General features: G+C 72.2%; 20 protein-coding genes and 2 pseudogenes. 16 read left to right on the top strand and 6 right to left on the bottom strand.

The features are described 5' to 3' along the window. The 7 genes and pseudogenes from WEB03_RS05595 to WEB03_RS05565 form a co-directional block, all read left to right on the top strand. Window positions 1-381: pseudogene (locus WEB03_RS05595) on the top strand (branched-chain amino acid ABC transporter permease); the annotation flags it as partial. Between the two features lie 66 nt (window positions 382-447). Continuing rightward, on the top strand, window positions 448-1,611 hold the full coding sequence (locus WEB03_RS05590; RefSeq protein WP_368069967.1) for a branched-chain amino acid ABC transporter permease: 1,164 nt from the start codon (window positions 448-450) through the stop codon (window positions 1,609-1,611). 136 nt (window positions 1,612-1,747) lie between these two features. After that, window positions 1,748-3,106, top strand: coding sequence for an ABC transporter substrate-binding protein (locus tag WEB03_RS05585; RefSeq protein ID WP_368069966.1), 1,359 nt, complete (start codon window positions 1,748-1,750; stop codon window positions 3,104-3,106). Window positions 3,107-3,329: 223 nt separating this feature from the next. Beyond that, complete coding sequence (locus WEB03_RS05580) at window positions 3,330-3,863, top strand: DUF4870 domain-containing protein (RefSeq protein ID WP_368069965.1); 534 nt, start codon at window positions 3,330-3,332, stop codon at window positions 3,861-3,863. A gap of 98 nt (window positions 3,864-3,961) precedes the next feature. After that, window positions 3,962-6,235, top strand: coding sequence for a UvrD-helicase domain-containing protein (locus WEB03_RS05575; protein WP_368069964.1), 2,274 nt, complete (start codon window positions 3,962-3,964; stop codon window positions 6,233-6,235). Then, entirely contained in the window at window positions 6,232-6,879 is a 648-nt protein-coding gene (locus WEB03_RS05570; RefSeq protein ID WP_368069963.1) for a TMEM165/GDT1 family protein, read from the top strand. The genes WEB03_RS05575 and WEB03_RS05570 overlap by 4 nt, the downstream gene beginning before the upstream one ends. A gap of 174 nt (window positions 6,880-7,053) precedes the next feature. Further along, complete coding sequence (locus WEB03_RS05565; protein ID WP_368069962.1) at window positions 7,054-7,506, top strand: SRPBCC family protein; 453 nt, start codon at window positions 7,054-7,056, stop codon at window positions 7,504-7,506. A 9-nt stretch (window positions 7,507-7,515) separates the two neighbouring features. On the opposite strand, the gene WEB03_RS05560 is transcribed toward WEB03_RS05565, so the two are convergent. Continuing rightward, window positions 7,516-8,049 carry a hypothetical protein gene (locus tag WEB03_RS05560; protein WP_368069961.1) on the bottom strand — a complete coding sequence of 178 codons (534 nt, stop codon included), beginning with the start codon at window positions 8,047-8,049 and terminating at the stop codon, window positions 7,516-7,518. Between the two features lie 165 nt (window positions 8,050-8,214). On the opposite strand from WEB03_RS05560, the gene WEB03_RS05555 reads away from it, so the two are divergent. The 3 genes from WEB03_RS05555 (at window position 8,215) to sucD (ending at window position 10,815) form a co-directional block, all read left to right on the top strand. Then, window positions 8,215-8,610: a cobalamin B12-binding domain-containing protein gene (locus WEB03_RS05555; RefSeq protein WP_368069960.1), complete on the top strand. Its 396-nt coding sequence runs from the start codon at window positions 8,215-8,217 to the stop codon at window positions 8,608-8,610. Between the two features lie 95 nt (window positions 8,611-8,705). Next, the gene (gene sucC, locus WEB03_RS05550) at window positions 8,706-9,881 is read left to right on the top strand and encodes an ADP-forming succinate--CoA ligase subunit beta (protein ID WP_368069959.1); all 1,176 of its coding nucleotides are present in this window, start codon (window positions 8,706-8,708) and stop codon (window positions 9,879-9,881) included. A 46-nt stretch (window positions 9,882-9,927) separates the two neighbouring features. After that, window positions 9,928-10,815 (top strand): succinate--CoA ligase subunit alpha, encoded by an 888-nt coding sequence (sucD, locus tag WEB03_RS05545; RefSeq protein ID WP_368069958.1) that lies wholly within the window; start codon window positions 9,928-9,930, stop codon window positions 10,813-10,815. Between the two features lie 18 nt (window positions 10,816-10,833). Here sucD and WEB03_RS05540 read toward each other — a convergent pair whose 3' ends face one another. Beyond that, entirely contained in the window at window positions 10,834-12,384 is a 1,551-nt protein-coding gene (locus tag WEB03_RS05540) for a GGDEF domain-containing protein (RefSeq protein ID WP_368069957.1), read from the bottom strand. Window positions 12,385-12,448: 64 nt separating this feature from the next. After that, window positions 12,449-12,844, bottom strand: a complete 396-nt coding sequence (locus WEB03_RS05535; protein ID WP_368069956.1) for a hypothetical protein — start codon at window positions 12,842-12,844, stop codon at window positions 12,449-12,451. Window positions 12,845-14,244: 1,400 nt separating this feature from the next. Between WEB03_RS05535 and WEB03_RS05530 the strand changes: the two genes are divergently transcribed. From WEB03_RS05530 to WEB03_RS05520, 3 genes are all read left to right on the top strand, one after another. Further along, window positions 14,245-14,583 (top strand): P-II family nitrogen regulator, encoded by a 339-nt coding sequence (locus WEB03_RS05530; protein ID WP_368069955.1) that lies wholly within the window; start codon window positions 14,245-14,247, stop codon window positions 14,581-14,583. Continuing rightward, entirely contained in the window at window positions 14,558-17,254 is a 2,697-nt protein-coding gene (locus tag WEB03_RS05525; RefSeq protein WP_368069954.1) for an HD domain-containing protein, read from the top strand. Before WEB03_RS05530 ends, WEB03_RS05525 begins: the two co-directional genes overlap by 26 nt. A gap of 135 nt (window positions 17,255-17,389) precedes the next feature. Beyond that, complete coding sequence (locus tag WEB03_RS05520; protein WP_368069968.1) at window positions 17,390-18,724, top strand: inositol-3-phosphate synthase; 1,335 nt, start codon at window positions 17,390-17,392, stop codon at window positions 18,722-18,724. A gap of 206 nt (window positions 18,725-18,930) precedes the next feature. Here WEB03_RS05520 and WEB03_RS05515 read toward each other — a convergent pair whose 3' ends face one another. The 3 genes from WEB03_RS05515 to WEB03_RS05505 form a co-directional block, all read right to left on the bottom strand. Continuing rightward, window positions 18,931-20,817: a S8 family serine peptidase gene (locus WEB03_RS05515; RefSeq protein WP_368069953.1), complete on the bottom strand. Its 1,887-nt coding sequence runs from the start codon at window positions 20,815-20,817 to the stop codon at window positions 18,931-18,933. A gap of 135 nt (window positions 20,818-20,952) precedes the next feature. Beyond that, a complete protein-coding gene (locus WEB03_RS05510; RefSeq protein WP_368069952.1) occupies window positions 20,953-22,023 on the bottom strand; it encodes a GGDEF domain-containing protein in 1,071 nt (356 codons plus the stop codon). A 118-nt stretch (window positions 22,024-22,141) separates the two neighbouring features. Beyond that, the gene (locus tag WEB03_RS05505; protein ID WP_368069951.1) at window positions 22,142-23,533 is read right to left on the bottom strand and encodes a class II fumarate hydratase; all 1,392 of its coding nucleotides are present in this window, start codon (window positions 23,531-23,533) and stop codon (window positions 22,142-22,144) included. A gap of 166 nt (window positions 23,534-23,699) precedes the next feature. Here WEB03_RS05505 and ilvA point away from each other — a divergent pair, with 166 nt between their 5' ends. From ilvA to WEB03_RS05490, 3 genes and pseudogenes are all read left to right on the top strand, one after another. Then, complete coding sequence (ilvA, locus tag WEB03_RS05500) at window positions 23,700-24,908, top strand: threonine ammonia-lyase (RefSeq protein WP_368069950.1); 1,209 nt, start codon at window positions 23,700-23,702, stop codon at window positions 24,906-24,908. 309 nt (window positions 24,909-25,217) lie between these two features. Next, a complete protein-coding gene (locus tag WEB03_RS05495; protein ID WP_368069949.1) occupies window positions 25,218-25,910 on the top strand; it encodes a hypothetical protein in 693 nt (230 codons plus the stop codon). A gap of 71 nt (window positions 25,911-25,981) precedes the next feature. Next, window positions 25,982-26,199: pseudogene (locus WEB03_RS05490) on the top strand (hypothetical protein); the annotation flags it as partial.

The raw sequence follows: 26,199 nt of genomic DNA, 5'->3' as shown, positions 1-26,199 counted from the left end.
CTCGACCAGGAGGTCGCGCTCGCCCAGGGCGTCAACGTCGGCCGGATGTTCGGGCTGTCGTGGGCGATGTCGGGCGCGCTCGCCGCGCTCGCGGGCATGTTCGTCGGCACCGGCGGCGGTGGTGTCGAAGCGACCACGGCGTTCGTGGCGCTCAAGGCCCTGCCGGTGATCATCCTCGGCGGGCTCGACTCCATCCGTGGGGCGCTGATCGGCGGGCTCTTCATCGGCGTGGCGGAGTCCATCACGCGCAACTACGCCGCGACCCTCGCGCCGATCGTCGGCGCCAACGTCGACGTCGTCGTGCCCTACATCATCATGATCATCGTGCTGATGGTCCGCCCCTACGGGCTGTTCGGCACCCCGGAGGTCCACCGTGTCTGACCACCACCAGTCGCGGGACGACGCCCAGCTCCCCGCGGGGATGCCGTGCCACCTGAAGGGGTCGCTGTGACCGAGCAAGCCACCTCACCGCTCGCCGGGGTCAAGCGCCGCATCATGCGCCGAGGCCGTCCCGAGCTGTACACCGAGTACGCCACGGACCAGTCGCTGCTGAACACGCCGGGCAAGCGCTCGTCGACGGCGGTGCTGCTGGTGATCGCCGTGCTGGCACCGTTCCTGCTCAGCCGCGACCTCACGAGCCTGCTCTCCACGGCGTTCATCTTCGCCATCGGCGCGATCGGGTTGAACCTCGTCACCGGCTACGCCGGCCAGGTGTCGCTCGGCCACGCGTTCTTCGTCGGGCTCGGCGCGTTCACCGCAGCGTTCGTCGGTGGTCCGGCGTCCGGGTCGTTGCGTGGTCTCGGCCTCGACATGTGGATCTGGTTGCCGGCGGCGGGGCTCGTCGCCGCGCTCGTCGGGTTCCTGGTCGCACCGCTGGCGGCCCGGGTCCGCGGCCTGTACCTGGCGATCCTCACGCTCGGGCTGGTGTTCATCGGCGAGCACCTGTTCAAGGAGCTGCGCACCTTCACCGGTGGCCCCGGCGTCGGACGCCGCGCTGCGCCGCCGGTCGTCTTCGGCTTCGACCTCAACGCCCGCCAGACGATCCTCGGCATCGAGCTCACCGGATCGCAGCTGTACTACCTGTTCAGCCTGCTCATGCTGGTGCTCCTGGCCATCGGTGCGCGGAACCTGGCTCGCTCGAAGGTGGGGCGCGCGTTCGCCGCGGTCCGCGACCGCGACATCGCCGCCGAGGTCATGGGCGTGCCATTGACCCGGACCAAGGTGCTGGCCTTCACCGTGTCGTCGTTCTACGCCGGCATCTGCGGTGGGCTCCTGGCGGTCACCTTCGGGCAGCCGACCCCCGAGAACTTCAACCTGACCCTGTCGGTGATCTTCCTGGCGATGATCCTCGTCGGCGGCGTCGCCACGATCTCGGGCGCCATCATCGGCGCGATCGTGATCCAGATGCTGCCGCGGTTCGTGCAGTGGCTGTCGGGCTACGTCCCCGGCATCTCGCGCAGCTCGCAGGGAGGGATCGTCTCGGTCGACCAGCTCGAGGGCATCCTGTTCGGTGCCCTGATCGTGCTGTTCCTCGTGATCGAGCCGCGTGGCCTGTTCGGCCTGTGGCTGCGGATCCGCAACTACTGGAAGGCCTGGCCCTTCTCGTACTGAGCTTCGCCGGACCGCACGGTACGGCGCGAATGCTCCCCAAGCTACGACCGCGGTCGTAGAGTGGGGGTAGGAACGTCCGTCCGGCACCGCGGGACGGTTCTGGGAGACCCTTCATCGATCAGGAGGTCGAAGGGATATGCGGGACAACAAGCGATGGCGGCGACACGCCGCCGCGCTGTGTGCGGTCGCCCTTGTGGCGAGCGCGTGCGGCGGAGATGGTGACGACGACGGCGCGGCCGACGATGGCCAGACCGCGACCGACGACGGTGGCGACGACGGCGGCAGCGGCGAGATCGCGACCGACGTGGGTGTCACCGACGAGCCGTGCGACAACGCGGTCAACGAGGACAACGGCTGCATCTACCTCGGTGTGCTGTCCGACCTGACCGTCGGTCCGTTCGCGCCGCTCGCTGTGCAGATCGTCGAAGGTCAGCGTGCCTTCTGGCAGCGCGTGAACGAGGAAGGCGGTATCGGCGGGTACGACATCGACATCGACACCTACACCCGCGACAACGAGTACAACCCGCAGACCCAGTCGCAGCTCTACAACGAGATCGAGCCCGAGATCCTCGCGCTCGCTCAGACGCTCGGCACGCCGCCGACCGAGGCGATCCTGCCCGACATGGACGCGGACAACGTCGTCGGTATCCCGGCGTCGTGGTGGTCCGGCTGGAACTTCGAGGACTCCGACAACGGTCTGATCCTCGAGTCCGGGTACTCGTACTGCGTCGAGTCGCAGATCGGCCTCGACTGGTCCAACGAGAACGAGGGCGAGATCGGCACCGTCCAGGCCGTCGGCTACCCCGGTGACTACGGCGGTGACGCTGCTGCTGGCGCCGAGGTGTGGGCCGAGGCGACCGGGGCCGAGTACATCGGCTTCGCCGAGACCGGTCCGAACGCGCTCGTCGGCTCGCAGGACGCGGCCGTGAACCAGGTCGTGCAGGGCGGCGCGGACGTGGTCGTCCTCGCGGTCGGCCCGGCTGAAGCCGCCGAGATCGTCGGTGGCGCTGCCGCTGGTGGGTACCAGGGTCGCTTCATGGGCTCGGTCCCGACCTGGAACCCGGCGCTGATGGACTCCCCGGCCGCTCCGGCGCTCGAGGCGATGTTCACCCACGTCGGTCCCTGGGAGGCCTTCACCGGCGAGTCCGAGGCGCACCAGGCGATGCAGGCCGCCCTCGGTGAGGGTGAGCTTCCCGGCAACGACGGCTACACCTTCGGGTGGATCTGGTCGTACCCGATGAAGTCCCTGCTCGAGACGGCCGCCGACAACGGCGACCTGACCCGTCAGGGTGTCCGTGACGCGGTCAACGGTCTGACCGTCGACTACGAGGGCGCGCTCCCCGAGCGCACCTTCGGTGAGGGCGGGTCGGACGTCCGCACCGCCGTCATCTCCAAGCCGGACTCGGACGAGCCCCTGCGGCTGCGTACCGAGGAGACCGGTGTGACCGGCGCCACGGCGGACGAGTTCGCCTACGAGTCGCGTTGCTCCGGCTGACCGAGCCGGACAGCGAAGCACCACACGGTGGGGCGGCTTCCGGGCCGCCCCACCGGCGTGTCCGGACCCGAGCGCCCGTCGACGCACCGTGGCCACCCTGAGCGGTGACCCGCGCGTCAGGGTCGTCTCGGGGTTCGCCCTGATGGCAGGACGGGCGTGCGGATGCGAGGCTGTGCTCCACGCCGGCACCGCGGCGTCCCGATCTGGAAGGAAGGTGGCCACCGTGTCCACCCCGTACCCCGACCCGCCCGACCCGCCCGACCCGCCCGACCCGCCCGACCCGCCCGAACCGACCGGCCCCCCGAGCGCCGGCGGCCCCCCGAGCGCCGGCGGCCCCCCGAGCGCCGGCGGCCCCCCGAGCGGTGGCGGCCCTGCGCCGCACCGCAGCGGCCTGACCAGCGAGACCCGCGGCTGGGGTGTGGCCGCTCACCTGTCGGCGTTCGTCGGCGCCTGGGTGTTCCTGGCGTTCCTCGGCCCGCTGGTGGTGTGGATGCTCGGCCGGGAGCGCCACGGCTTCATCGACCACCACGGCAAGGAAGCCTTGAACTTCAACCTCACGTTCCTGCTGATCGGTGTGGTCGGCGGTGTCCTGGCCTTCCTCGGCGCGGTCGTGACCCTCGGCTTCGGCCTGATCGTGATCGTCCCGCTCGCCGCGCTGCTCGGGATCGTGTGGATCGTGCTGCCGATCATGGCGTCGGTGAAGGCGTGGGACGGCGAGAGCTACCGCTACCCGCTGACCATCCGGTTCGTGAGCTGAACTGCCGTCCACACCCGGCCGGCTGAGGCGTCCCTGAGCTGTCGGTGGCCCGGCGTACCCTGGTCGGCCCGCCGTGCCACCCACCGCCAGGTCCTCACGTGCCCGTTGATCGCGCTGCGCCCCGCGCTCGGGGCGACTCGCCCCTGCTCGAAGGTCTCAACCCCGCCCAGCGCGAGGCCGTCGAGACCGTCGAGGGGCCGCTGCTGGTCGTCGCTGGTGCCGGATCCGGCAAGACCCGGGTGCTCACCCAGCGGATCGCCCACCTGATCCGCGACCACGACGTCGATCCGTTCTCGCTGCTGGCGATCACCTTCACCAACAAGGCCGCCAACGAGATGGCCGGACGCGTCGGCCACCACGTGGGCGGCCGTGTCGCTGACAAGATGTGGGTGACCACCTTCCACAAGACCGGTGTCCGGCTGCTCCGGCGTGAGCTGCCTCGGCTCGGGTACAAGAGCGGCTTCACGATCTACGACGCGCAGGACAGCCTGCGCCTGGTCACGCAGATCGCCAAGGACCTCGGCGTCGACGACCGCCGCCTGCCACCTCGCGGCATCCGCGACGCCATCAGCCGCGCCAAGGACGGACTGCTCGACCACGAGACCTACGCGCAGCGGGCCGGCGGCTGGCCCGAGGAACAGATCGCCGACGTCTACCGGGCCTACGAGGACCGGCTCCGGCGCGCCAACGCGCTCGACTTCGACGACCTGATCGTCAAGACCGTCGAGGTGCTGCAGCTGTTCGACGGTGTCCGCGAGCATTACCAGCGCCGGTTCGCGCACCTGATGATCGACGAGTACCAGGACACCAACCGGGCCCAGTACCACCTCGTGCAGCTGCTGACCGGTCCCGACCGCAACGTGATGGTGGTCGGCGACCCACAGCAGGGCGTCTACGGCTGGCGAGGCGCCACCATCAAGAACATCCTCGATTTCGAGACCGACCACCCCGACGCGCGGGTGGTCGTCCTCGACCGCAACTACCGCTCGACCCAGACCATCCTCGACGTCGCCAACGCCGTCATCGCGTCCTCCCCGGTCGAGCGGCGCGCCGAGCTGTGGACCGATCGCGAGGTCGGCGCCCCGGTCGTCCGCTACCGCGCCGACGACGAGCGCGACGAGGCCGCGTTCGTCTCCGAGGAGGTCGAGCGGCTCGTCGAGGGTGTCGGTTCCGCCGACGCTGGCCCCGGCGGGCGGCGCTACACCTTCGACGACGTCGCGGTCTTCTACCGGACCAACGCGCAGTCCCGGGTGCTCGAGGACGTGCTGCTGCGGGTCGGCACCCCCTACAAGGTCGTCGGTGGGGTGCGCTTCTACGAGCGCAAGGAGGTCAAGGATCTCCTCGCCTACCTGCGCCTGCTGGTCAACGAGGCCGACGACGTGTCCGCCCGTCGCGTCATCAACACCCCACGGCGAGGTGTCGGGGACCGGACCATCGAGGCGCTCGACTGGCACGCCCGCCGCGAGGGCACCTCGTTCCTGGCCGCCGCCCGCGACGCCGACCAGGTCCAGGGCCTCGCCGCGCGCGCCATCGGCGCCGTCGACGCGTTCGTGCAGCTGCTCGACGGCCTCCGCACCGAACTCGACCACGACGTGCCGCTGCCGGACCTGCTCGATCACGTCCTCGACCGCACCGATTACCTCCGCGAGCTGCAGGCCGAACGCACCATCGAGGCGCTCGGTCGCGTCGAGGTGGTCGAGGAGCTCGGATCGGTGGTCCGCGAGTTCTGGGAGAGATCGGCACCTCCAGGGAGAGGCGCCGAGCGTGACGCGGGCACGCGGACGGGCCCCGAAGCCCTGGCGGCCTTCCTCGAGTCGGTGACCCTCGTCAGCGATGCCGACCAGCTCGACGACGAGGACGCCGACGGCGCCGTGACGCTGATGACCCTGCACACCGCCAAGGGGCTCGAGTACCCGATCGTGTTCCTCGTCGGGCTCGAGGACGGGGTGTTCCCGCACGTGCGGAGCCTCTCCGACCCCCAGCAGCTCGAGGAGGAACGCCGGCTGGCCTACGTCGGGTTCACCCGCGCCCAGGACCGGCTCTACCTCACGCACGCCGACCACCGGACCCTGTGGGGCGGGACCTCCTACAACCCGCCGTCACGCTTCCTCGATGACCTGCCCGCCGACCTGGTCGAGCACCGGGGTGCCTCACGCACCACCTCCGCCGCGAAGCGTGCGCGGGACCGCGAGGTCGTCGAGCTCGCCGGCGCGGAGTTCCGCACCGGCGACACGGTGGTGCACACCAAGTTCGGCGAGGGCCGCATCTCGGCGCTGTCGGGGGAGGGGGAGAAGGCCGAGGCGACGGTCGACTTCCTCGACCACGGCCGCAAGCACCTGGTGCTCGCCTACGCGCCGCTGGTCAAGGCGTGACCGACCTGGTGACCGCCTTCGGGCTGATCGCGCTGGCGGAACTCGGGGATAAGTCGCAGCTGCTCGCCCTCAGCTTCGCGACCCGGTACCGGTGGTGGCAGGTCCTGGTCGGGGTCGCGGTGGCTGCGGCGTTGCTGCTCGGCCTGTCGGCCGCCGTCGGCGGGGTGCTCGGCAGCGCGCTGCCGACCCGGGGCATCGCGGCGGTCGGCGGGGTGCTCTTCCTCGGCTTCGCGGTGTGGACCTGGCGTGACGACGATGGTGGCGACGGCGTCGGCGAGGCTGGCGAGGCTGGCGAGGCTGGCGAGGCTGGCGAGGCTGCTGGGGTCGCTGACGACGGCACGGCCGAGGGTCGCGGCGCGGACGCTCGCGCTCGTCGCTCGGTCATCGTCACGATCGTGGTGGCGATGGTGGTCGCCGAGCTCGGCGACAAGACGATGCTCGGCACGGCTGCGCTGGCCTCCAGCCGGGCACCGGTGATGGTCTGGATCGGTGCGACGGCCGGGATGACCGCCGCGTCGGCCGTCGCCATCGCGGTCGGTCGGCTCCTGCACCGCCGGCTGCCGGCGGACCGGCTCCGACAGCTGTCGGCGGTCGCGTTCGCCCTGTTCGGCATCCTGCTGCTCGTCGAGGCCCTCCGCGGCTGACGGACCGGTTCGCCGCTCGGCCCGGCCCGTCGGACCGGCCGTCCGGGCTGCCGGCGACCTCGAACCTCTGGTACCCCCTGGCACCGCGGAGCACCGCTCCGCCGGCCACCCCCACCACCCCCACCACCCGCACCGAACTTCGACCTCCACACCCTCCGACCGGAGAGCTCCCACGTGGCACGCCGCAAGCAGGTCTCGACCAGCCGGGTCATCGCCGCCGACCGCCAGGCCATCTTCGACGTCATCGCCGATCCGGCGATGCACCCCGTGATCGACGGGGCCGGGTGGGCCGAGGTCACCGGTGTCCAGGACGGCACACCGGAGCGCCTCAGCGACGGCGCCCGCTTCGGGATGGAGATGAAGCTCGGAGCGCCGTACCCGATCCTCAACACCGTGGTCGAGTTCGAGGAAGGCACCCTGATCGCCTGGCGCCACTTCCACGGCCACCGCTGGCGCTACGAGCTCGAGGACGTCGACGGTGGCACCCAGGTGACCGAGACCTTCGACTGGTCCACCGCCAAGGCCAAGCTGCCGCTCGAGCTGGCGCGGATCCCGAAGCGGAACCTGCGCGGCATGGAGCGCACCCTCGCCAACCTCGAGCAGCTGGTCACCTCCGGCAAGGTCTGACCTCGGCGGTCAGCTGCAGCCGGCGGGGACCGTGTCGTCCGTGGGCGTGGGCGGCGTGGTCGCGGCGGTCGGGTCGACGTAGAGGATCCCGTCCGAGGTGAGCGTCGGGTGCTCGGCGAACGAGGCCGTCCCGCCCGTGCCGCGGCCGGTGAGCGACCACACCTCGCCGTCCGGGGACTCGAGACGGCGTGACGCCTCGCAGTAGGTGACGTCGGCCGGCGCATCGAAGGCGCGGATGCGACCGCCGAGGCCGACCAGCAGCACGTCGAGGTCGCCGTCGTGGACGACCTGGCCCGCGACCGCGTCGACGGGTCCGATCTCGACGAACGGCGGGTCGGGCGCGCCGCCTCCGCGGGTGAGCAGCAACACCCCCGCGACCACGACGACCACCCCGGCCAGCAGCGAGGCCACGATCCACTGGACCCCGAGGGGGGCGCGCAGCACGATCTTGCGCGCACGCTTCGCGGCCCGTTCGGGCAGGTACCCGCCCGGGCCGAAATCGGGGGCGGGAACAGGGTCAGGGTCGGGGCGCTGGTCGGTCACGGGGCGGACGGTACCGCCCGCCCGCCCTCCACCACCATCTCGGCGCCGTGGGCGCTGATGGTGGCCACCGGTGCTGGCCGGGTTCGCAGCCGTTCTCCGGCGGCGACTACCCTCGGCCCGTCGCCCACCCTCGGGTGACCAGCGTCCAGGCAGGGAGAGCGAGAGATGGCGGTCCGCGTCGTCGTGGCCAAGCCGGGCCTGGACGGGCACGATCGAGGCGCCAAGGTCGTCGCCCGCGCGCTCCGTGACGCGGGCTTCGAGGTCATCTACACCGGCCTGCACCAGACGCCCGACCAGATCGTCTCCGCTGCGCTGCAGGAGGACGCGCAGGCCATCGGCCTGTCGATCCACTCCGGCGCCCACCTGACCCTGTTCCCGAAGGTGGTCGCGCTCCTGCGCGAGCAGGGGGCCGACGACGTCGTCGTCTTCGGCGGCGGGATCGTCCCCGCCGAGGACATCGAGACCTTGAAGCAGCAGGGCATCGCCGAGATCTTCACCCCCGGCACGCCCATGAAGACCATCACCGACTGGGTCACCGAGCACGTGGCCGAGCGGGTCTGACACCCACCCGACGGGGCGCTGCGGCGCCCCGTCGCTCGCGTCCGGCGGCTGCCGGCCCGCGAGCCCACCCCCAACCACCACGACAGGAGCCACCCGTGGACCTGGTCGAGTTCCAGGGCAAGCAGCTGTTCGGACGCAACGGCGTCCCGGTGCCGCCCGCCGGTACCGCCTGCCGCAGCGTCAGCGAGGTCGAGGACGCCGCGCGTTCCCACCTCGAGGACGGCACGGCCGCGGTGATGGTCAAGGCCCAGGTCAAGACCGGTGGCCGCGGCAAGGCGGGCGGGGTCAAGTACTGCCCGACGCTCGAGGCCGCCGTCGAGGCCGCCGAGTCCATCATCGGGCTCGACATCAAGGGCCACGAGGTCCGCGTCGTGTGGGTCGAGCCGGCCTCGGACATCGCCGAGGAGTACTACCTGTCGGTGATGCACGACCGCGTCAGCAAGGGCGAGCTCATCATCTGCTCGGTCGAGGGCGGCGTGGACATCGAGGAGGTCAACCGGACCAACCCCGAGGCGGTCGTCAAGCGCACCGTCGCGCCCTCCGAACGTGAGCACGGTCTGCCGCGCGAGATCGCCGACGAGATCATCGCCCAGGCCCGGTTCCCCGAGGAGGTCCGCGACCAGGCCGCCGACCTGCTGGTCAAGCTGTTCGCGGCCTACCTCGCCGAGGACGCGACGCTGGCCGAGATCAACCCGCTGATCCGGACCGAGGACGACCGCATCATCGCGCTCGACTCGAAGGTCACCCTCGACGACAACGCGGCGTTCCGCCACGACGGGTACGACGAGTGGAAGATCGAGGGGCTCGACGCCGACGACCCGCTCGAGGCCGAGGCCAAGGCGAAGGGCATCCAGTACGTCAAGCTGGACGGCCACGTCGGCGTCCTCGGCAACGGTGCCGGGCTCGTCATGGCCACCCTCGACGTCGTCGCCCAGAACGGCGGCCGCGCGGCGAACTTCCTCGACGTCGGTGGCGGCGCCTCGGCGGACGCGATGGCGGAGTCCCTCGGGCTCGTGCTGTCCGACCCGAACGTCAAGAGCGTCTTCATCAACATCTTCGGTGGCATCACCCGCGGCGAGGAGGTGGCGGGCGGCATCGTCGAGGCGACCAAGCGGCTCGGTGATTTCCCGCAGAAGCTGGTGGTCCGGCTCGACGGGACCAACGCCGAGGAGGGTCGTCGCATCCTCGAACAGGCGGACCTGCCGAACGTGGTGTCGAAGCCGACGATGCAGGAAGCCGCCGCCGAAGCCGTCCGTCTCGCGAGCGCCTGAGAGACGTCGCCGAACCGCGCCCGCCGCGGCGCACAGGAGCCAGCAGATGAGCATCTTCATCGACGAGAACACCAAGGTCGTCGTCCAGGGCATCGGGTCCCAGGGCACCTTCCACGCCGAGCGCAACCAGGACTACGGCACCAAGATCATCGCCGGGACCCACCCGAAGAAGGGCGGGTCGACCTGGGAGGGCTTGGACGTTCCGGTCTTCGCGACCGTGGAGGAGGCGGTGTCGGAGGGCGGCGCCAACACCTCGATGGTGATGGTCCCCGCGCCGTTCGCCAAGGACGCCATCGTCGAGGCCTACGAGGCCGGCATCGACACGATCGTGGCGATCACCGAGGGCGTCCCTGTCCACGACATGACCGAGGTCTACGACCTGGTGGTCCGTCGCGGCGGCAAGCGCCTGATCGGCCCGAACTGTCCCGGGCTGATCAGCCCCGGCAAATCCAACGTCGGCATCATCCCGGCCGACATCACCTCGCCGGGCAAGGTCGGGCTGGTGTCGCGCTCCGGCACGCTGACCTACCAGATCATGCACGAGCTGGCGCGGGCGGGCATCGGGATCTCGACCTGCGTCGGCATCGGCGGTGACCCGATCATCGGCACCCAGTTCCTCGACGTCATCCAGGCCTTCGCCGAGGACCCCGAGACCGAGGCGATCGCGTTCGTCGGCGAGATCGGCGGCGCCGAGGAACAGAAGGCCGGCGCCTGGATCCGCGACAACATCCCCGACACCCCCGTCGTCGGCTACATCGCCGGCTTCGAGGCCCCCGCGGGCAAGCAGATGGGCCACGCGGGCGCCATCGTCAAGGAGGGCGGCGAGGGTGGCGAGTCGGCCGCCGAGAAGAAGGAGCTCCTCGAGAGCTACGGGATCTCGGTGGCGATGAACCCCTCCGAGGCCGCCGAGCTCATGATCGCCCGCCTCGGCTGACATCCACGGCGGGCCAGGTCAGGTCAGGTTGACGATCTGGTCCGCGTCGTGGACGACGCGGTCGCGGCCGCCGTCCTTGGCGGCGTACAGGGCTTCGTCGGCGCGGGCGAGGACCGTCGCTCGGTCGACGGCGTGTCCCTCGAGGGTGGCGACGCCGATGGAGATGGTGACGGGCGGCAGCGTCCGCCCGTCGATCGCGGTCAGGCGGAGGGAGGACACCGCCTCGCGGACCCGCTCGCACGCCAGGCGGGCGGCCTCCACGCCGGTCTCCGGCAGGATCAGCGCGAACTCCTCGCCGCCGTAGCGGCACACGACGTCGCTGCCGCGAAGCGTCTGCTGGGCGGCGCGCGCGACGGCCGCCAGCACGCGGTCGCCCGTCGGGTGGCCGTAGGTGTCGTTGACCACCTTGAAGTGGTCGAGATCGAGCAGCGCCACCGACAGCGATCGGGCCTCGCCGCGGTCCTCGCCGCGGGCGACACGCTCGAGCTCCTCGCCGAGCCGCTGCTGCAGGTAGCGGTGGTTGGGCAGACCGGTCACCGCGTCGGTGACGGCCTGGTCGGCGAGCTCGGTCTGCAACCGCGCGTTCTCGAGCAGCATCGAGGCCTGTTCGGCCAGCATCCGCAGGAGCCGTACCTCGCGTACGCGCAGCGTCGGGCCCCGGCCGAAGCGGGCAGCGACCTCGACGGCGACCAGGCCGACGACGTCGCCGTCGATGCCGAGGGGGACCAGCACCAGGGGTGCGCGTTCGCCGAAGTGCTCGACCAGCACCTCCGGGCGGGGGTCGTCGCGGCGGACCGGGTGGACATCACCGCTGCTGAGCGCCGAAGCCACGACCTCCTCGTCCAGCGCCAGCGCCAGGCCGTCGCGGTCGGTGTCGTCCAGCTCGTCGGTCGCGGGCGCCGCCCCCCGGAGCTCGAGCCGGTCGCCCGACGACAACCAGACGGCGCTCGCGCGGTGGCCGAGCCGGACCACGAGCAGCTCCGCCAGGGAACCGGCGACCGCGTCCGCGCCCTGCCGAGGATCGAGGTGGGGTGTCACCTCACGCAGGAGCGTCAGATCCTCGGTGCGGCGGCGCAGGTCGCGTTCGATGAAGCCCGTGAGCCAGCCCGTCGTGAGCGCCGTCGCCCAGATCGCGGCCAGCAGGAGGATCGCCCGGATGGACGGCACGAGGGCGAGCCCGGTGGCGACGTCGGTCTCCCGCGCGGCGTCCGCCGCCACGTCGAGCGCGTGGGGGGACGTGACGAGGAGCCAGGCGACCGCCAACGTGCAGAGCAGGGAGGCGCGCAGTCCCGTCCAGCGACCGAACAGCAGCGTGACCGCCACGACCTCGGTGACCAGCAGCGCCGTCATCGGGCTCGCCACGCCGCCGGTCACCGCGCTCAGGACGGCGAGCACGCCGACGTCGGCGAGGAGGGTCACCTCGATGGTGACCCGCTGGAAGCGAGCTTCGCTGGTGATGAACACCGCGAGCATCTGCACGACGAGGTGGACGGCGAGCGCCCACACCAGCAGTTCCCGGCCAGCGGGGTCGATCAGGGGGCGGGCGAACGTTCCGAGGAGGATGGCCACCAGGACCACCGTGGCGAGGCGCCCTGCGGTGACGGCTCGGAGCCGCCCTTGGAGCGTGACGCGCTCAGAGGACCAGCTGGACATCGTTCCCCCGGGCGTCGGCGTCCGACATCGGCAACCCGCCCCGGTCCAGCAGCCGGTGCCCGGCGAGGTAGAGAACGAGCATGGCCAGGAGCCCGGCAGGGATCCCGAGGTCCCGCGCGGGTAGCAACGCGAGTGCGGCGCTGATGCGATCGTCGCGGCGGTCGGGGGTCGCGGGCACGATGTCGAGGTTCACGGGCGGCAGCGTCCCGGCCGTCGCGGCCGCGACGCCGTCCCCGCTCGCGCCGCCGACGCCGGAGGAGGCGGGGGCGACGAACGACGCCAGGGAGGGCCGGACGTCGCTGGACCGCCCGACGGTCGTGCGGACGCTCGGTCCGGCGGCACGGTCGATGTCAGCGGCGACGTCTGCCGCTGGCATCCCCGGGCGATCGGCGGCCTCGGGGCGCTCGGCGGGTGCCGAGGGCGGCAGACGCTGGCCAGGCGGTGTCGGTGCGACGGGACGCGTCCTGGTCCGGTTCGGTGGGGGCGAGGCTCGATCGGGGACCGACGGCGCCGGGGCAGGGGGTCCCGTGCGCGGAGCCTCACCGGAGGGTCGGTCGGGACCGCCGGTGCCCGGCGCGGCACCGGCACCGCGATCGGCGCCGCTGCCCGGTCGCTGGTCCGAGCCGCCCCCGGGGTCCTGGCGACCGCGGTCCGCGCGGCCGCGGTCGTCGGCTGCCGGCCGCTCGCCCTGCCCGCGGCTGCCCGGGCTGTTGGCCGCTCCATCCCGGTCGGAGTTCGACCAGGAACCGGAACCCGACCAGGGGCCGGCGTGCGATCGGTGGTCGGAGCCGTCCTTCGACCTCGGGTTCGGGTCCGGTCGTGACGCGGAGTTCGCGTGCGACCGGGACGCGGAACTCGACGAGGTCGTCGTGACCGCCTCGTCACCGGCTGGCTGGCCCGGGTCCGCCGGGGCGCGCTCCTGCGCGTGATCGGGGGGTCCGACGCGGTCGGGCGCGTCAGCGTGGGCGACCGCGGGGGCACTCAGGAGCGCCGCGCTGGTCGCGATCGCGACCAGGAGCGGGCCTCGCTGCCGTGCAGCCGTCGTGCTCAACGTGCCCCCCCATCTGGTGTCAGCGTCCGTGCCCGTGGTATCGCCAGGTGGCCCGGCATGGTTGAGGGGGAGTAGTCACCTCGTGCGGCGGGCGTACTCCTCGACCGAACGGCCGAACGGAGGTGGCTGACCGGCCAGGGTGAGCGGGGAGGTGGCACCCGGACGGCTCGCGCCGGTGCGGTCCGGCGCGATCGCTGGTGCAACGAGCGGACCCCCCCCCCCGCCGGGGGGGGGGGTCCGAGGCCGGGACGCGCGGGGCACGGCGTCGACCGGCGGGGTGGTCGCCCTGGGGGAAGGGCGAGACACCCGACCGCGTCCGTCCGATGGGGCATCGGACTTGGGTGGACGCGGGTGACAGCCAGGGGTGTGGCTGCCACTACAGATTCAACGCTCACGCGCGTGCTCGCGCCTTCGTCCGTGCGTCCGGTGCACGCATCGCACGCCGAAGGTGCGTTCAACGGACGCATGTGCCCTGCAGGACCCCGGGTCGGCCACCACGCCGGGTCGAGGGACCACCGTGGGTCACGTCCCGGCCTGGCCAGGCGTAACGCCGGTGAAACGATCGCGACACCACGCGGACAACGGGTGGTGCGAACGTCTGCTCACCAGCGACCGGCCCCCGCCGGTCCGCGACCCACCCGGGTCGTGGTGACGTGGCCCCGGCCGGGGCCACGCACGGTGGTCGCAGGCACCCCCGGCCCGCCGCGGGGAAGAGGAGGTTGAAGGTGAAGCTCGTGACGGCGCTCGTGAAGCCACACAAGCTCGACGAGGTCAAGGACGCGTTGCAGGAGCTCGGCGTCCAGGGCCTGACGGTCAGCGAGGTCCGCGGTTACGGCCGGCAACGGGGCCACACCGAGGTCTACCGCGGAGCCGAGTACACCGTGGAGTTCGTCCCCAAGGTGAAGCTCGAGATCCTCGCGGGTGACGGGCAGGTCGCGGACGTCATCGACGCGATCGTGAAGCACGCCCGGACGGGCCAGGTCGGGGACGGCAAGGTCTTCGTCACCGCGGTGGAGCGCATCGTGCGCATCCGCACCGGTGAGGAGGACTCCGACGCGCTCTGACGTCCCCCGGTCCCCGGCCGAGGTCGTCGAGGAGCTGCGGGCGACCCGCCAGCGGCTCCTGACCGACGGGCCGGCGCCGGGGTGGGCCTGGTGCGCGGCGTGGACCGGGGCGGTCGACGCCGCGATCGTCGAGCTCGCCACCCCGGCGCTCACCCGCCACGCGGCGCTCGTCGTCGTGGCCGTGGGGGGCTACGGCCGCGCCGAGCTGTGCCCGAGATCGGACGTCGATCTGCTCGTCCTGCACGAGCGGCTGGAACGCGACGAGCTCGAGCCGGTGGTCCGCGAGGTGGTCTACCCGCTGTGGGACGTCGGTCTGAGCGTCGGGTACGCCGTCCGCGACCGCCGTGAAGCGGTCGCTGCCGTCGATGACCTCGACACCGCGACCGCGGTGCTCGACCTGCGGGTCCTCGCCGGGGACCGCGGGCTCGCTGCACGGGTGCGGGGGGAGACGCTGCAACGCATCCGGCGACGTCCGGGACGCTTGCTTGGCTCGCTCGCGCGCGCCGATGCGCAGCGGCGTGCCAAGGCGGGGGACGCCGCCGAGGTGCTCGAGCCGGACCTCAAGGACGGCGCCGGGGGCCTGCGGGACGTGCAGTCGCTGCGGTGGGCCGCCGCAGCGCTGGTCGGTACCACCGGGATCGACCCGCTGGTCCCGGCGGGCTACGTGGCGGCGCCCGATCGACGCCGCCTGACGCAGGCCTACGACCAGCTGCTGGCGGCCCGTGTCGGCCTGCACCTCGCCGCTACGGAACGCGAGGAGCCGGGCAGGAGCGAGCAGCTGCGGCTCGACCTCCAGGACCCGGTCGCTGCACGCTGCGGCTACGTCGACCGCGCCGAGCACGACCTCGCTCCACACCAGCTGTTGACCGACCTCTACCTCGCCGCCCGGACCGTGGACCACGTCCACCGGCGGGCGTGGGCGCTGATCGACGCCGACGTCTCCCGGGGCGAGCGACGTCTGCGGCGGCCGACCCAGTCGGTGGTCGACGGTCTCGAGCTGGTCGACGGTCTGCTCCGCCTCCCCGAACCCGTCGGTGCCGATCGCACCGCTCTGGACGCACCCGACCTCCCGTTCCGGTTGTTCGCCGCTCTCGCCGATACCGGCGCCGTGCTCGACCGGCGCTCGGCGGCGCGGGTGCGCGCGCTCGTCGAGGCCGGGTGGGACGACGAGGACGGTCACCCGTGGCGGTGGACGGATGCGACGCGGTCGCGGTTCCTCGAGGTCCTGTGGCGCGGCGACGTCGCGCTCCCGGCGCTGGCCGAGCTCGACGACGTCGGGCTCGTGACCGCGCTCATCCCCGAGTGGTCGGCCCTGCGGGGGCGTCCCCAGCGCAACCCCTTCCACCGGTTCTCGCTCGACCGGCACGCGTGGCACGCCGCGGCTGCCCTCGGTGACCTGGTGCGCCGCGAGGACTGGGCCGCGCGCACGCTCGAGGACGTGGAGGACCCCGATGGGCTACTGCTCGGCGCGCTACTGCACGACGTCGGCAAGGCCCACGGCGAACCGCACAGCGAGACCGGCGTCCCGGTGGCGCAGGCCATCGCGCGGCGGCTCGGCTGCGACGATCCGACCGTCGAGCTCATCGGCCGGCTCGTCCGGCTCCACCTGTTGCTCCCCGACGCAGCCCGGAAGCGGGACGTCACCGACCCGAGCCTCGCCCGCGACATCGCCGCGACGGTCGGCGACCGTTCGACGCTCGCTGCGCTGCACCTGCTGGCCGCCGCCGACGGGCGCGCGACCGGACCGACCGCCTGGACCGACTGGAACGCGCAGCTCGTAGCCACCCTCGTGACGAAGGTCCGTGCCGTGTTCGATCAGACCCCTCCCGACCGTGCCGCTGACGGTGAGGACCCGACGACGACCGAGGCGTTGGAGCTGGCTCCCGAGCTCGGCGCGGACCCGTCGGAGGTCCGAACCCACCTCGGTCGGCTGCCGGACCGGTACGCGGCCACCGTGTCGGCCCGGGCCGTGGTGCGGCACTCGCTGATGGCCGTCACCCGACCGGGGCCGACCGAGGTCCGCACCCGCGTCACCCCCGCGGAACGTCGGCCCCGCGCCGACGAACCGTCCCCGTCACCGGGCGCGTTCGCCGTCGCCGATGACGTCCGTGACGGTCCCGACGAGCTCGACGTCGTCGCCGTCGACCACCCGGGGTGGTTCGCCAGGGTCGCCGGGGTCGTCGCGCTGCACGGGGGGTCGATCGTCGCCGCCGATGCCTTCACCCGGGACGACGGCTTGGCCGTCGACACCTTCCGGGTCCGTCCACCGGTGGGGACGGGTGGGTCGTGGTGGGCCCGGGTCGAGGGTGATCTCGCCGAAGCCGCCGCGGGGCGGCTCGCGGTCCGGGCCCGGGTCTCGCGCAAGGCGCGTGGCGAGGACCAGCGGATCGCGCGCCTCCCCGAGGTACCGACCAGAGTGGTCACGGGGCCGGACCCGACCGGGACGTCGACCATCGTCGAGATCAGCACCGTCGACCGGCTCGGGGTGCTGTACGCGATCGCCACCGCCCTCGCCGAGCTCGAGCTCGACATCGTCGTGGCCCGGGCCCAGACCCTCGGGTTCGAGGTGGTGGACGCCTTCTACGTCCGTGACGCCGACGGTCACCCGCTCGACGTCGATCACCTCGCCGAGCTCGAGCTCGCGGTCACGGCCGCCCTCGCCGCGCTCTGAGGTCCGGAGCGGCTGGTGTCGCCGCGGTCCGCGTGACCGGCACGGGCGCCGTACCCTGCGGCGAACCGTGCGCGCCCGCTGACCTCTCGCGGCGCGCCGATCCCACCCGATCATGTGAGGCCTCCCGTGCCCGACCTGGCCACCCCCACCGTCGCGCCCGCGACCGGCAAGCTCGGCGTCGTGTGCGTCGGGCTCGGTGCCGTCACCACCACCTTCATCGCCGGCGTCGAGCTCGCACGCCGGGGGATGGGTGAGCCGATCGGATCGCTGACCCAGATGGGCACGATCCGCCTCGGCAAGCGCACCGAGGACCGGTCGCCGCTCATCAAGGACTTCGTCCCGCTGGCGGGGCTCGACGACATCGTCTTCGGCGCGTGGGACCCGTTCGAGGACGACGCGTACGTGTCGGCGACCAAGGCCGGCGTCCTGGACGTCGCCCGTCACCTCGAGCCGATCGGGGAAGCTCTCCGCGACGTGCAGCCGATGCCGGCGGCGTTCGACCACAACTACGTCAAACGGCTCGACCCCGAGAACGTCAAGCCCGACCGCTCCAAGCGTGGGATGCTCGAGGCGATCCGTCAGGACCTGCGCGACTTCCGCGAGCAGCACGCCTGCGACCGCATGATCATGCTCTGGGCGGCCTCGACCGAGATCTACATCGAGATCGGGCCGGCGCACGCCGACCTCGACGCGTTCGAGGCCGCGATCGACGCCGACGACCCGTCCATCGCCCCGTCGATGATGTACGCCTACGCGGCGCTGCTCGAGGGCATCCCGTTCGCCAACGGGGCTCCGAACCTGACCGTCGACGTGCCGGCCCTGCGGCAGTTCGCCTCCGACCACGGGGTGCCGATCTGCGGCAAGGACTTCAAGACCGGCCAGACGATGCTCAAGACCGTGCTGGCCCCGATGTTCAAGGCCCGCATGCTCGGCGTGGCGGGCTGGTACTCGACCAACATCCTCGGCAACCGCGACGGCGAGGTCCTCGACGACCCGGAGTCGTTCAAGACCAAGGAGAGCTCCAAGCTCGGGGTGCTCGACTACATCCTGCAGCCGGAGACCTACCCGGACCTCTACGGCGACCTCTACCACAAGGTCCGGATCAACTACTACCCCCCGCGTGGCGACAACAAGGAGGGGTGGGACAACATCGACCTGTTCGGCTGGCTCGGCTACCCGATGCAGATCAAGGTCGACTTCCTGTGCCGGGACTCCATCCTCGCCGCGCCGCTGTGCCTCGACCTCGCGCTGTTCCTCGACCTCGCGCAGCGGGCCGGGATGAGCGGCATCCAGGAGTGGCTGAGCTTCTACTTCAAGGCGCCCCAGGTCGCCCCGGGGCTGTACCCCGAACACGACCTGTTCATCCAGCAGACCAAGCTGAAGAACACGCTGCGCTGGATGATGGGCGAGGACCAGATCACCCACCTCGGCGTCGACTACTACGCCGACGACTACCGCTCCGAGGCCTGAGCCGCGGCTCCGGCTCCGGCTCCGGTCCAGGCGGTGGCGGATCGCGTGAGCTCGGCGCGGGGCCCGGTGTCGGGCGTCGCCTACGCGCCCTCGGCGGCCACCAGCCGATCACGCCCGCCGCGCTTGACCTCGTAGATGGCGGCGTTCATCGGCTCGGCGAGCGCGGGGCTGAAGCACCCGCGACCTGAACGGGCCCGGGCGACCCCCTACGGCTTGGCGATGGTCACGGTCGGGCGGGGCGGGTTCGTCGGCTTGCCGTCGAGGCTCTCGACGGTGTAGGTCACCGAGGCCTCCCGCTTCGCCAGGCTCTGGGACACCGGGCAGGTCCCGGCGGAACCGGTGGTGCAGGTCGCGGAGCCGGTGACGCCGCGCTGGGTCACCCAGCTGAACACGACCGTCACGTCGTCCGCGAGCGCTGCTGCGTCCTTGACCTCGACGGTCACGGTCGCGAGCCAGTTCGATCCCTGGTTCACGCCGGTCCCGGTGAGCGACGAGACGTACAACCCCTCCGGGTCGGGGCCGGTTCCGCCGGGGTTGGCGACGGTCACGGTCACCGGTGCACTGGTGGTGGTCTGCCCTGCGGTGTCCGTCGCGGTCGCGGTGATCGTGTGATCGCCGTCGGCGACGGAGGCCGAGTCCCATTCGAGGGTGTAGGTGGAGCCGTTGGCGCTTCCGACGCCCACCGATGTCCCATCCACGCGGAACTCGACCTGAGTGATGCCGACGTCGTCGGTCGCGGTCGCGGACAGCGTGACCGACGTGGACACCGTGGCGCCGGCGGCCGGTGAGGTGAGCTCGACCGTCGGCGGGTCGTCGGTCGGGTCGGGGGCGGTCCCGCCGACGAGGGTCGGGGCGAACACGGCCGCGTTGCCGACATCGAGGAGACGGTCGGGGACGCCGTCCGGGTCGGTGTCGGTCTTCCAGTCGAGGTTCGCCTCGGCGGCCAGGGTGGTCTTGATCTGGCCGTCGGTCATGCCCTGACTGGCCAGGATGGCGGCCGCACCGGCGACGTGCGGGCTGGCCATGGACGTGCCGCTGATGGTGGTGTAGCCGCCGCTCTTCCAGGTCGACAGGATGCACACGCCCGGCGCGATCAGGTCGACGTTCTGGACGGACCCGTCGCCGTAGTTGCTGAAGTTCGCGAACGTGTCGTCCTCGTCGTTCCGGCAGGTCGGCGAGCCCAGGCTTCCGGGCTTGCCGTCGAAGTCGGCCAGGGCCGACACCGTCAGGACATCGGGGTGTCCGGCGGGCGTGTCGTCGACGACATCGCCCGAGCTGTTCCCCGCCGCCACGGCGTAGGTGACGCCGGCGGCGACGGAGTTGGCGATGGCGGTGTCCAGGGCGGCGCTCGAACCGCTGCCACCGAGGCTCATGTTGGCGACATCGATGGTCGCGGCGTTCGCCGTGACGTGGTCGATGCCGGCGATGACCGAGGCCCACGAGCCGCTGCCCTGGTCGTCGAGGACCTTCACCGCCCACAGCCGCGCACCTGGCGCGACGCCCACCACGCCGGCGCCGTCGTCGTACGCCCCGACCGTCCCGGCGACGTGGGAGCCGTGCCCGTTGCCGTCGTTGCCCGTACCGCTGCAGTGGTAGGTGCGCGAGAACGGCGGTCCGCCGCTGTGGTTCAGGCAGTTGGTGCTGGCGACGACGTTGAGGTCGGGGTGGGTCAGGTCGATGCCGGTGTCGAGGATGGCGACGTCGACGTCGACCACATCGCCGGTCCCCGTGGTCGGGATGTTGGCGTTGTCGCTCGCGAAGATGCGATCGATCCCGGTCGGGATGGTCTGGGCGGCGGTGGTGACGACCCTGTCCATCTCCACGTAGGCGACCCGCGGGTCGCGACGCAGTCCCTCGAGGCGATCCTCAGGTACCGCGCCGGCGAAGCCGCTCAGCGCGTGCTCGTAGACGTGCGCCAGTTCGACGCGGTGCTGCCTCGCGGTCGCCTCTGCCGCGACGGCGCCGCCTGGTGCACCGTCGGCGAACACCACGATGACGTCGACGCTCGTCGGTGGCCCCGCGACCGCCGGTACGACCGTGGCGCCCAGCAACGATGATGCGGCGACGACCACGAGAGCGGTCCGCTTCGACATCCCAGCCCTCCACGTCAGCCCCTCTCTGATGATAGGGAGAGGCTGCGTGGACCGGGCGTGCATCGGGCGCCTGCACGGTGACCTGTTGCGGTACCCGCCCGGTGTGTCCGGATGGACCGCGCCCGAGGCCGCGGATCAGGTCAGGATGCCACCCTGAGCGGGCCGCTCGGGGGTGTCTTCGGCGCGGACCAGGCGGTCGCGGCCGCCACGTTTGGCTTCGTAGAGGGCTTCGTCGGCGATCCGCATCAGCTCGCTGGCGGTCCAGCCGCTGGCGGGGACGGCGGCGAGCCCGACGCTGACGGTCACCGGCACCGGTGAGGGCGCGTCGGCGATCGCGGTACGCATGCGTTCGCCGATGAGCTCGGCCACGTCGCTGGTGGTGTCGGGCAGCAGGACCGCGAACTCCTCACCCCCGGTGCGTCCGACGACGTCGCCGAGCCGCACCGTCCCTCGCATCGCCTTCCCGATGACGCGCAGCACCTCGTCGCCGACCGGGTGACCGTGGGTGTCGTTGACCGCCTTGAAGAGGTCGATGTCGAGCACGAGCAGGCTGATCGGGTCGCCGCCCCGGGTGCGGCGGGCGAGGTCGAGCCGGAGCTGCTCGTGGAACGCGCGGTGGTTGAAGCAGCCGGTCAGCGCATCCACCCGCGCGAGGTGGGCGAGCCGGTGGTTGGCGCGGTCGAGGTCCTCGCTGAGCGTCAGCAGGCTGCGCGAACTGCTCGAGGCGACCCACGTGGTCAGGCCGATGGCCACCGTCCAGAGCGCCGCTCGGGGGGCCGACAGTTCCCCGACGGTGGCGACGACGACGAGCAGGCAGGCGGTGCTCCAGATGCCCTGCATGATGACCGCGCGCGGGGCGAACCCGATGGCCCCGGCCACGAGCGGCAGGAAGAGCAGGCCGATGTAGGGGCTGGAGAGGCCGCCGTCCAGCGCCGCTGAGGCGGCGATGATCAGCGACTGCGACCCGCTCCAGACGTACAGCACGCCCATGCCGTGCCGGCCGCGGATCCACCGGAGCCGGCCGGCGACCACCATGGCGACGGTCACGGCGACGGACGCACCGAGCCACCCCCAGAGGATCCCGCGGTTGGGGCCCTGCGGGGTCGCCAGGAGGTACAGGGCGGAGGCAGCGGCGGCGAACTGGCTCGACCACAGCCCGACCTGGACGACCCGTCGGCGCAGGTGCGTTGCGCCGGAACGGTTCACGTCAGGGCGTGCTTGGTCTTCCACAGCTCCCTCGCCCTCCGCAGTTCACGTCCCCTCATCGGCCGTGCGACGCGGGACCTCAAGGGCGTTCAACGCCCTTGAGGTGGCGGGGTGACGGTCAGAGGATGCCGCCCTCGGTCATGCGCTTGTAGTCGAGCACCCGGTCGAGCGTGGTCTCGGCGACGCCGTCCTCGACGGCGACCTCGCGGAGGGTCTTGCCCTCCTTGTGGGCCTTCTTGGCCAGGCCCGCGGACCGCTCGTACCCGATCTCGGGGACCAGCGCGGTGACCTGCATCAGGGACCGCTCGACGAGCTTCGGTCCCTGGTCGGTCGCCTCGGTGTCGGCGAGGCACTTGTCGACGAACACACGCGAGACGGCCGCCAGCAGGCGTTCCGACTCGATGACGTTGCGGGCCATCAGCGGGATCATCACGTTGAGCTCGAGCTCACCGGACAGCCCACCGACGGTCACAGCGGCGTCGTTACCGATGACCTGGGCGGCCACCTGACGCACCGACTCGGGGATCACCGGGTTGACCTTGCCCGGCATGATCGAGCTGCCCGGCTGGATCTCCGGCAGCTGGATCTCGTACAGCCCGGTCCGCGGCCCGGACGACATCCACCGCACGTCGTTGGCGATCTTGATCAGCGACACCGCGACGGTCTTGAGCGCACCGGAGATCTCGACGAGCGCGTCGCGGGCCCCCTGCGCCTCGAAGTGGTCCTCGGCCTCGCGGAACGGCAGCTCGGTGCGTTCGCCGAGCAGCTCGATCACACGGTCGACGAACCCGGGCGGGCAGTTGAGGCCGGTGCCGACCGCGGTCCCGCCGAGGGCGAGCTCGTAGACCGAGTCGAGCGCCTTCTCGACCCGGGCGATGCCGAGCTCGATCTGTCGCGCGTACCCGCCGAACTCCTGGCCGAGGGTGACCGGGGTGGCGTCCATCAGGTGGGTGCGGCCGGACTTGACCACGTCCGACCACTCGTCGGCCTTGGCGCGCAGGGCGTCGGCGAGGTGCTGCAGCCCGGGGATGAGGTCGTACTTCGCGACGCGTGCGACGGCCACGTGCACGGACGTCGGGAAGGTGTCGTTGGAGGATTGCGAGGCGTTCACGTGGTCGTTCGGGTGCACGAGGTTCGAGGTCAGCTCCTCGCCGAGCAGTTGCTTGGCGCGGTTGGCCACGACCTCGTTGACGTTCATGTTCGTCGAGGTGCCGGACCCGGTCTGGAACACGTCGACGGGGAAGTGGTCGTCGAGGTCACCGGCGATGACCTCGTCGGCGGCGCGGCGGATCGCGTCGGCGACGTCGGCGGTGACCACGTCCTGTTCCTCGTTGGCGGTGGCCGCCGCCCACTTCAGCATCGCGTGGGCCTGGACCACCTCCGGCGGCACGGGCTGGCCCGAGACGGGGAAGTTCTCGACCGCGCGCTGGGTGCTGGCTCCCCACAGCGCGTCGCTCGGGATCTGCATCTCACCCATCGTGTCGTGCGCGGTGCGGAACTCGTCGGCCATCGCAGCTGTCCTCGTGGTCGGAGCAGGGGGGAGCGGTCCCCGGCAATCTAGAGCGTGGCTGGAGCCCGAGCGGAACGCGCGTGGTCCTCGTGGCCGTCCGATCGGCTCCTACGCTCCGAGGGTCAGCAGCCGCGATCGGCGCGACGTCGGCAACCGGGAGAGACGCGTGGAACTGGTCACCCTCGACGACGTCCGTGCCGCGGCTGCGCGCCTGTCCGGCGTGCTGGAGGCCACCCCGGTGGAGCGGTCGCGCGCGATCGGCTCGTTCGTCGGCCAGGACGTCCACCTCAAGTGCGAGAACCTGCAACGCACGGGGTCGTTCAAGCTCCGCGGGGCCTACAACCGCATCGCCCAGCTGTCCGAGCCCGAACGGCGCGGCGGTGTCGTGTGCGCCTCGGCCGGTAACCACGCGCAGGGAGTGGCGCTCGCCGCCGCGATGCAGGGGGTGGCCGCGACGGTCTTCATGCCCGTCGAGGCGCCGCTGCCGAAGGTCGACGCGACCACCGGGTACGGGGCCGACGTGCGGCTGGTCGGCGAGACCTTCGACGAGTCGCTGGCCGAGGCCGTTCGGTTCGCCGAGGACGAGGGGCAGGTGTTCGTCCACCCCTTCGACCACCCGGACATCATCGCGGGCCAGGGCACCGTCGGGCTCGAGGTGGTCGAACAGGTCCCCGAGGCGTCGACGGTCGTGGTCTGCGTCGGCGGGGGCGGGCTGATCTCCGGCATCGGTGTCGTCCTCGCCGCGCTCCGACCCGACGTGCGGCTCGTCGGCGTCCAGGCCGAGGGGTGCGCGCCGTTCGCCGGGTCGCTCGCTGCCGGGGAGCCCGTCGCCGTGCCGGTGGTCGACACCATCGCCGACGGCATCGCGGTCAAGCGTCCGGGCGAGCTGACCCTCGCGCACGTGAGCGAGCTGGTCGACGACATCGTGACCGTCAGCGACGCCGAGCTGTCCCGTGCCGTCGTGCTGCTGCTCGAGCGGGCCAAGCTCGTGGCCGAACCGTCGGGGGCGGCGGCCGTCGCGGCGCTGCTCGCCGGTCGCGTCGAGGTGGACGGGCCGGTGGTGGCCACGATCTCGGGTGGCAACATCGACCCGCTCGTGCTGCAGCACCTCGTCACCGGCGGCCTGACCGCCGACCACCGCTACGTGACGCTCCGCACGCGGGTCCCGGACGCGCCGGGCCAGCTCGCCCGGTTGCTGCGGACGATCGCCGACACGCGCGCCAACGTCGTCGGGGTGCAGCACCACCGGCTCGGCAGCCGGGTCGCGCTCGGCCAGGTCGAGGTCATCGTCGAGCTCGAGACCCGCGGGCCCGAGCACGTCGCGCGGATCCACCAGGTGCTCGCCGACGCGGGCTACCCGACGACCCCGCTGTGACGAGGCGGTGGTGACGACGACGCGATCGACGTGGTGGTCGAGAACGCCGTGCCGGCGCACGAGCGTGGCGGCGGTACCGTCCGCCGACCCCTGCCGGACCCGAGGCGACTCGTGAGCTCCTCGCAACCGCCACCCCCGAGCCAGCCCCCACCGCCGGACGGTGCACCGAGCTGGTGGCCCGGGCCTCCCTCGACGTGGCCGGGCGAGCCCGGAGCAGGCCAGCCCCCCGCCGGCGGACCTGCGACCGGTGGACCACCCGACCCCGACGGGCCACCGCCGCCCCCGTGGCGGCGCCGTCGCCGTCGATGGTTGATCGCGCTGGCCGTGGTCGGCGCGGTGCTCATCGTCGGTGTGCCGCTCGCGTTCGGCGTGGCAGCGCTCTCGCGGAGCCTCTCCGACATCAGCCTCACGGAGGGCGGGCCCGGCGACCGTCCCGGGGCCGGTGACGACGACGCCGCCGCGCCCGGGCCCTCGGACGACGTCGAGGTGGTCGTCCCCGACCTCGACGACCTGTCGGGGACCGACGAAGCCCTCGCCCGCGTGCTCATCGACGTGGACCGGGCTGAGCGCGAGATGATGGACGCGCAGGCCGGTTTCGCCGAGGTGCTGGCCGGCGATCTGTCCGGCCCGACCGACACCACGCTCGACGAGCTGTCGTCGATGGCCGGCGAGGGGCAGCGGACGCTGCAGGAGATCCGCCGGGACCTCACCGCACCCGTCGAGGGCGGCGAGGTGCGCGCGATCCGTGACCGGTACCTGGCCCACCTCGACGCGTGGGTCCGCTACCTGGTCGCGGTCGAGGACGATCCGACCGTGCTGGCCGGCGGCCCGGGCACCGAAGCGTTCCTGCTGTCGATCGACACGACGGGCGAGAGCTTCGCCCGCGAGGTCCGCGAGGGGATGCCGGAGGGGCTCGACGAGCGCGTCCGGTCCTTCGCGCTGCAGATCGTCGCGCGGGGCTTCCCGGAACGCGAGCCCTCCACCGGCGGCGGGACGGTGTAGCGGCCCGGCAGGGACCCGAGGGTCCGGTGGCGAACCTTCCGAGGTGACGTCCCCTCCTCAGGAGCCTGCCCGTGTCCCTCTCGTCCCGGTCCACGCGGCTGCTCGCCGCGGTCGCGGCGCTGTCGTTGATCAGCGTCGTCTCGTTCGGCGGGTCGTCGCCGTTCGACGCCGACCTCGCCCGTGCGGAGGGGTCCGCCGAACGCGGCGGCCCGCCCGAGGGCAAGGGTCCGCCCGACGGGAAGGGCAAGCCCGACGGGAAGGGCAAGCCCGACGGGAAGGGCAAGCCCGA

Source organism: Nitriliruptor sp. (genome assembly GCF_040882075.1).
In the GTDB taxonomy this organism is placed as follows: Bacteria; Actinomycetota; Nitriliruptoria; order Nitriliruptorales; family Nitriliruptoraceae; genus Nitriliruptor.
Note: the sequence above shows the minus strand (reverse complement) of the source record. Positions and strands in the feature narration are given on the sequence as shown.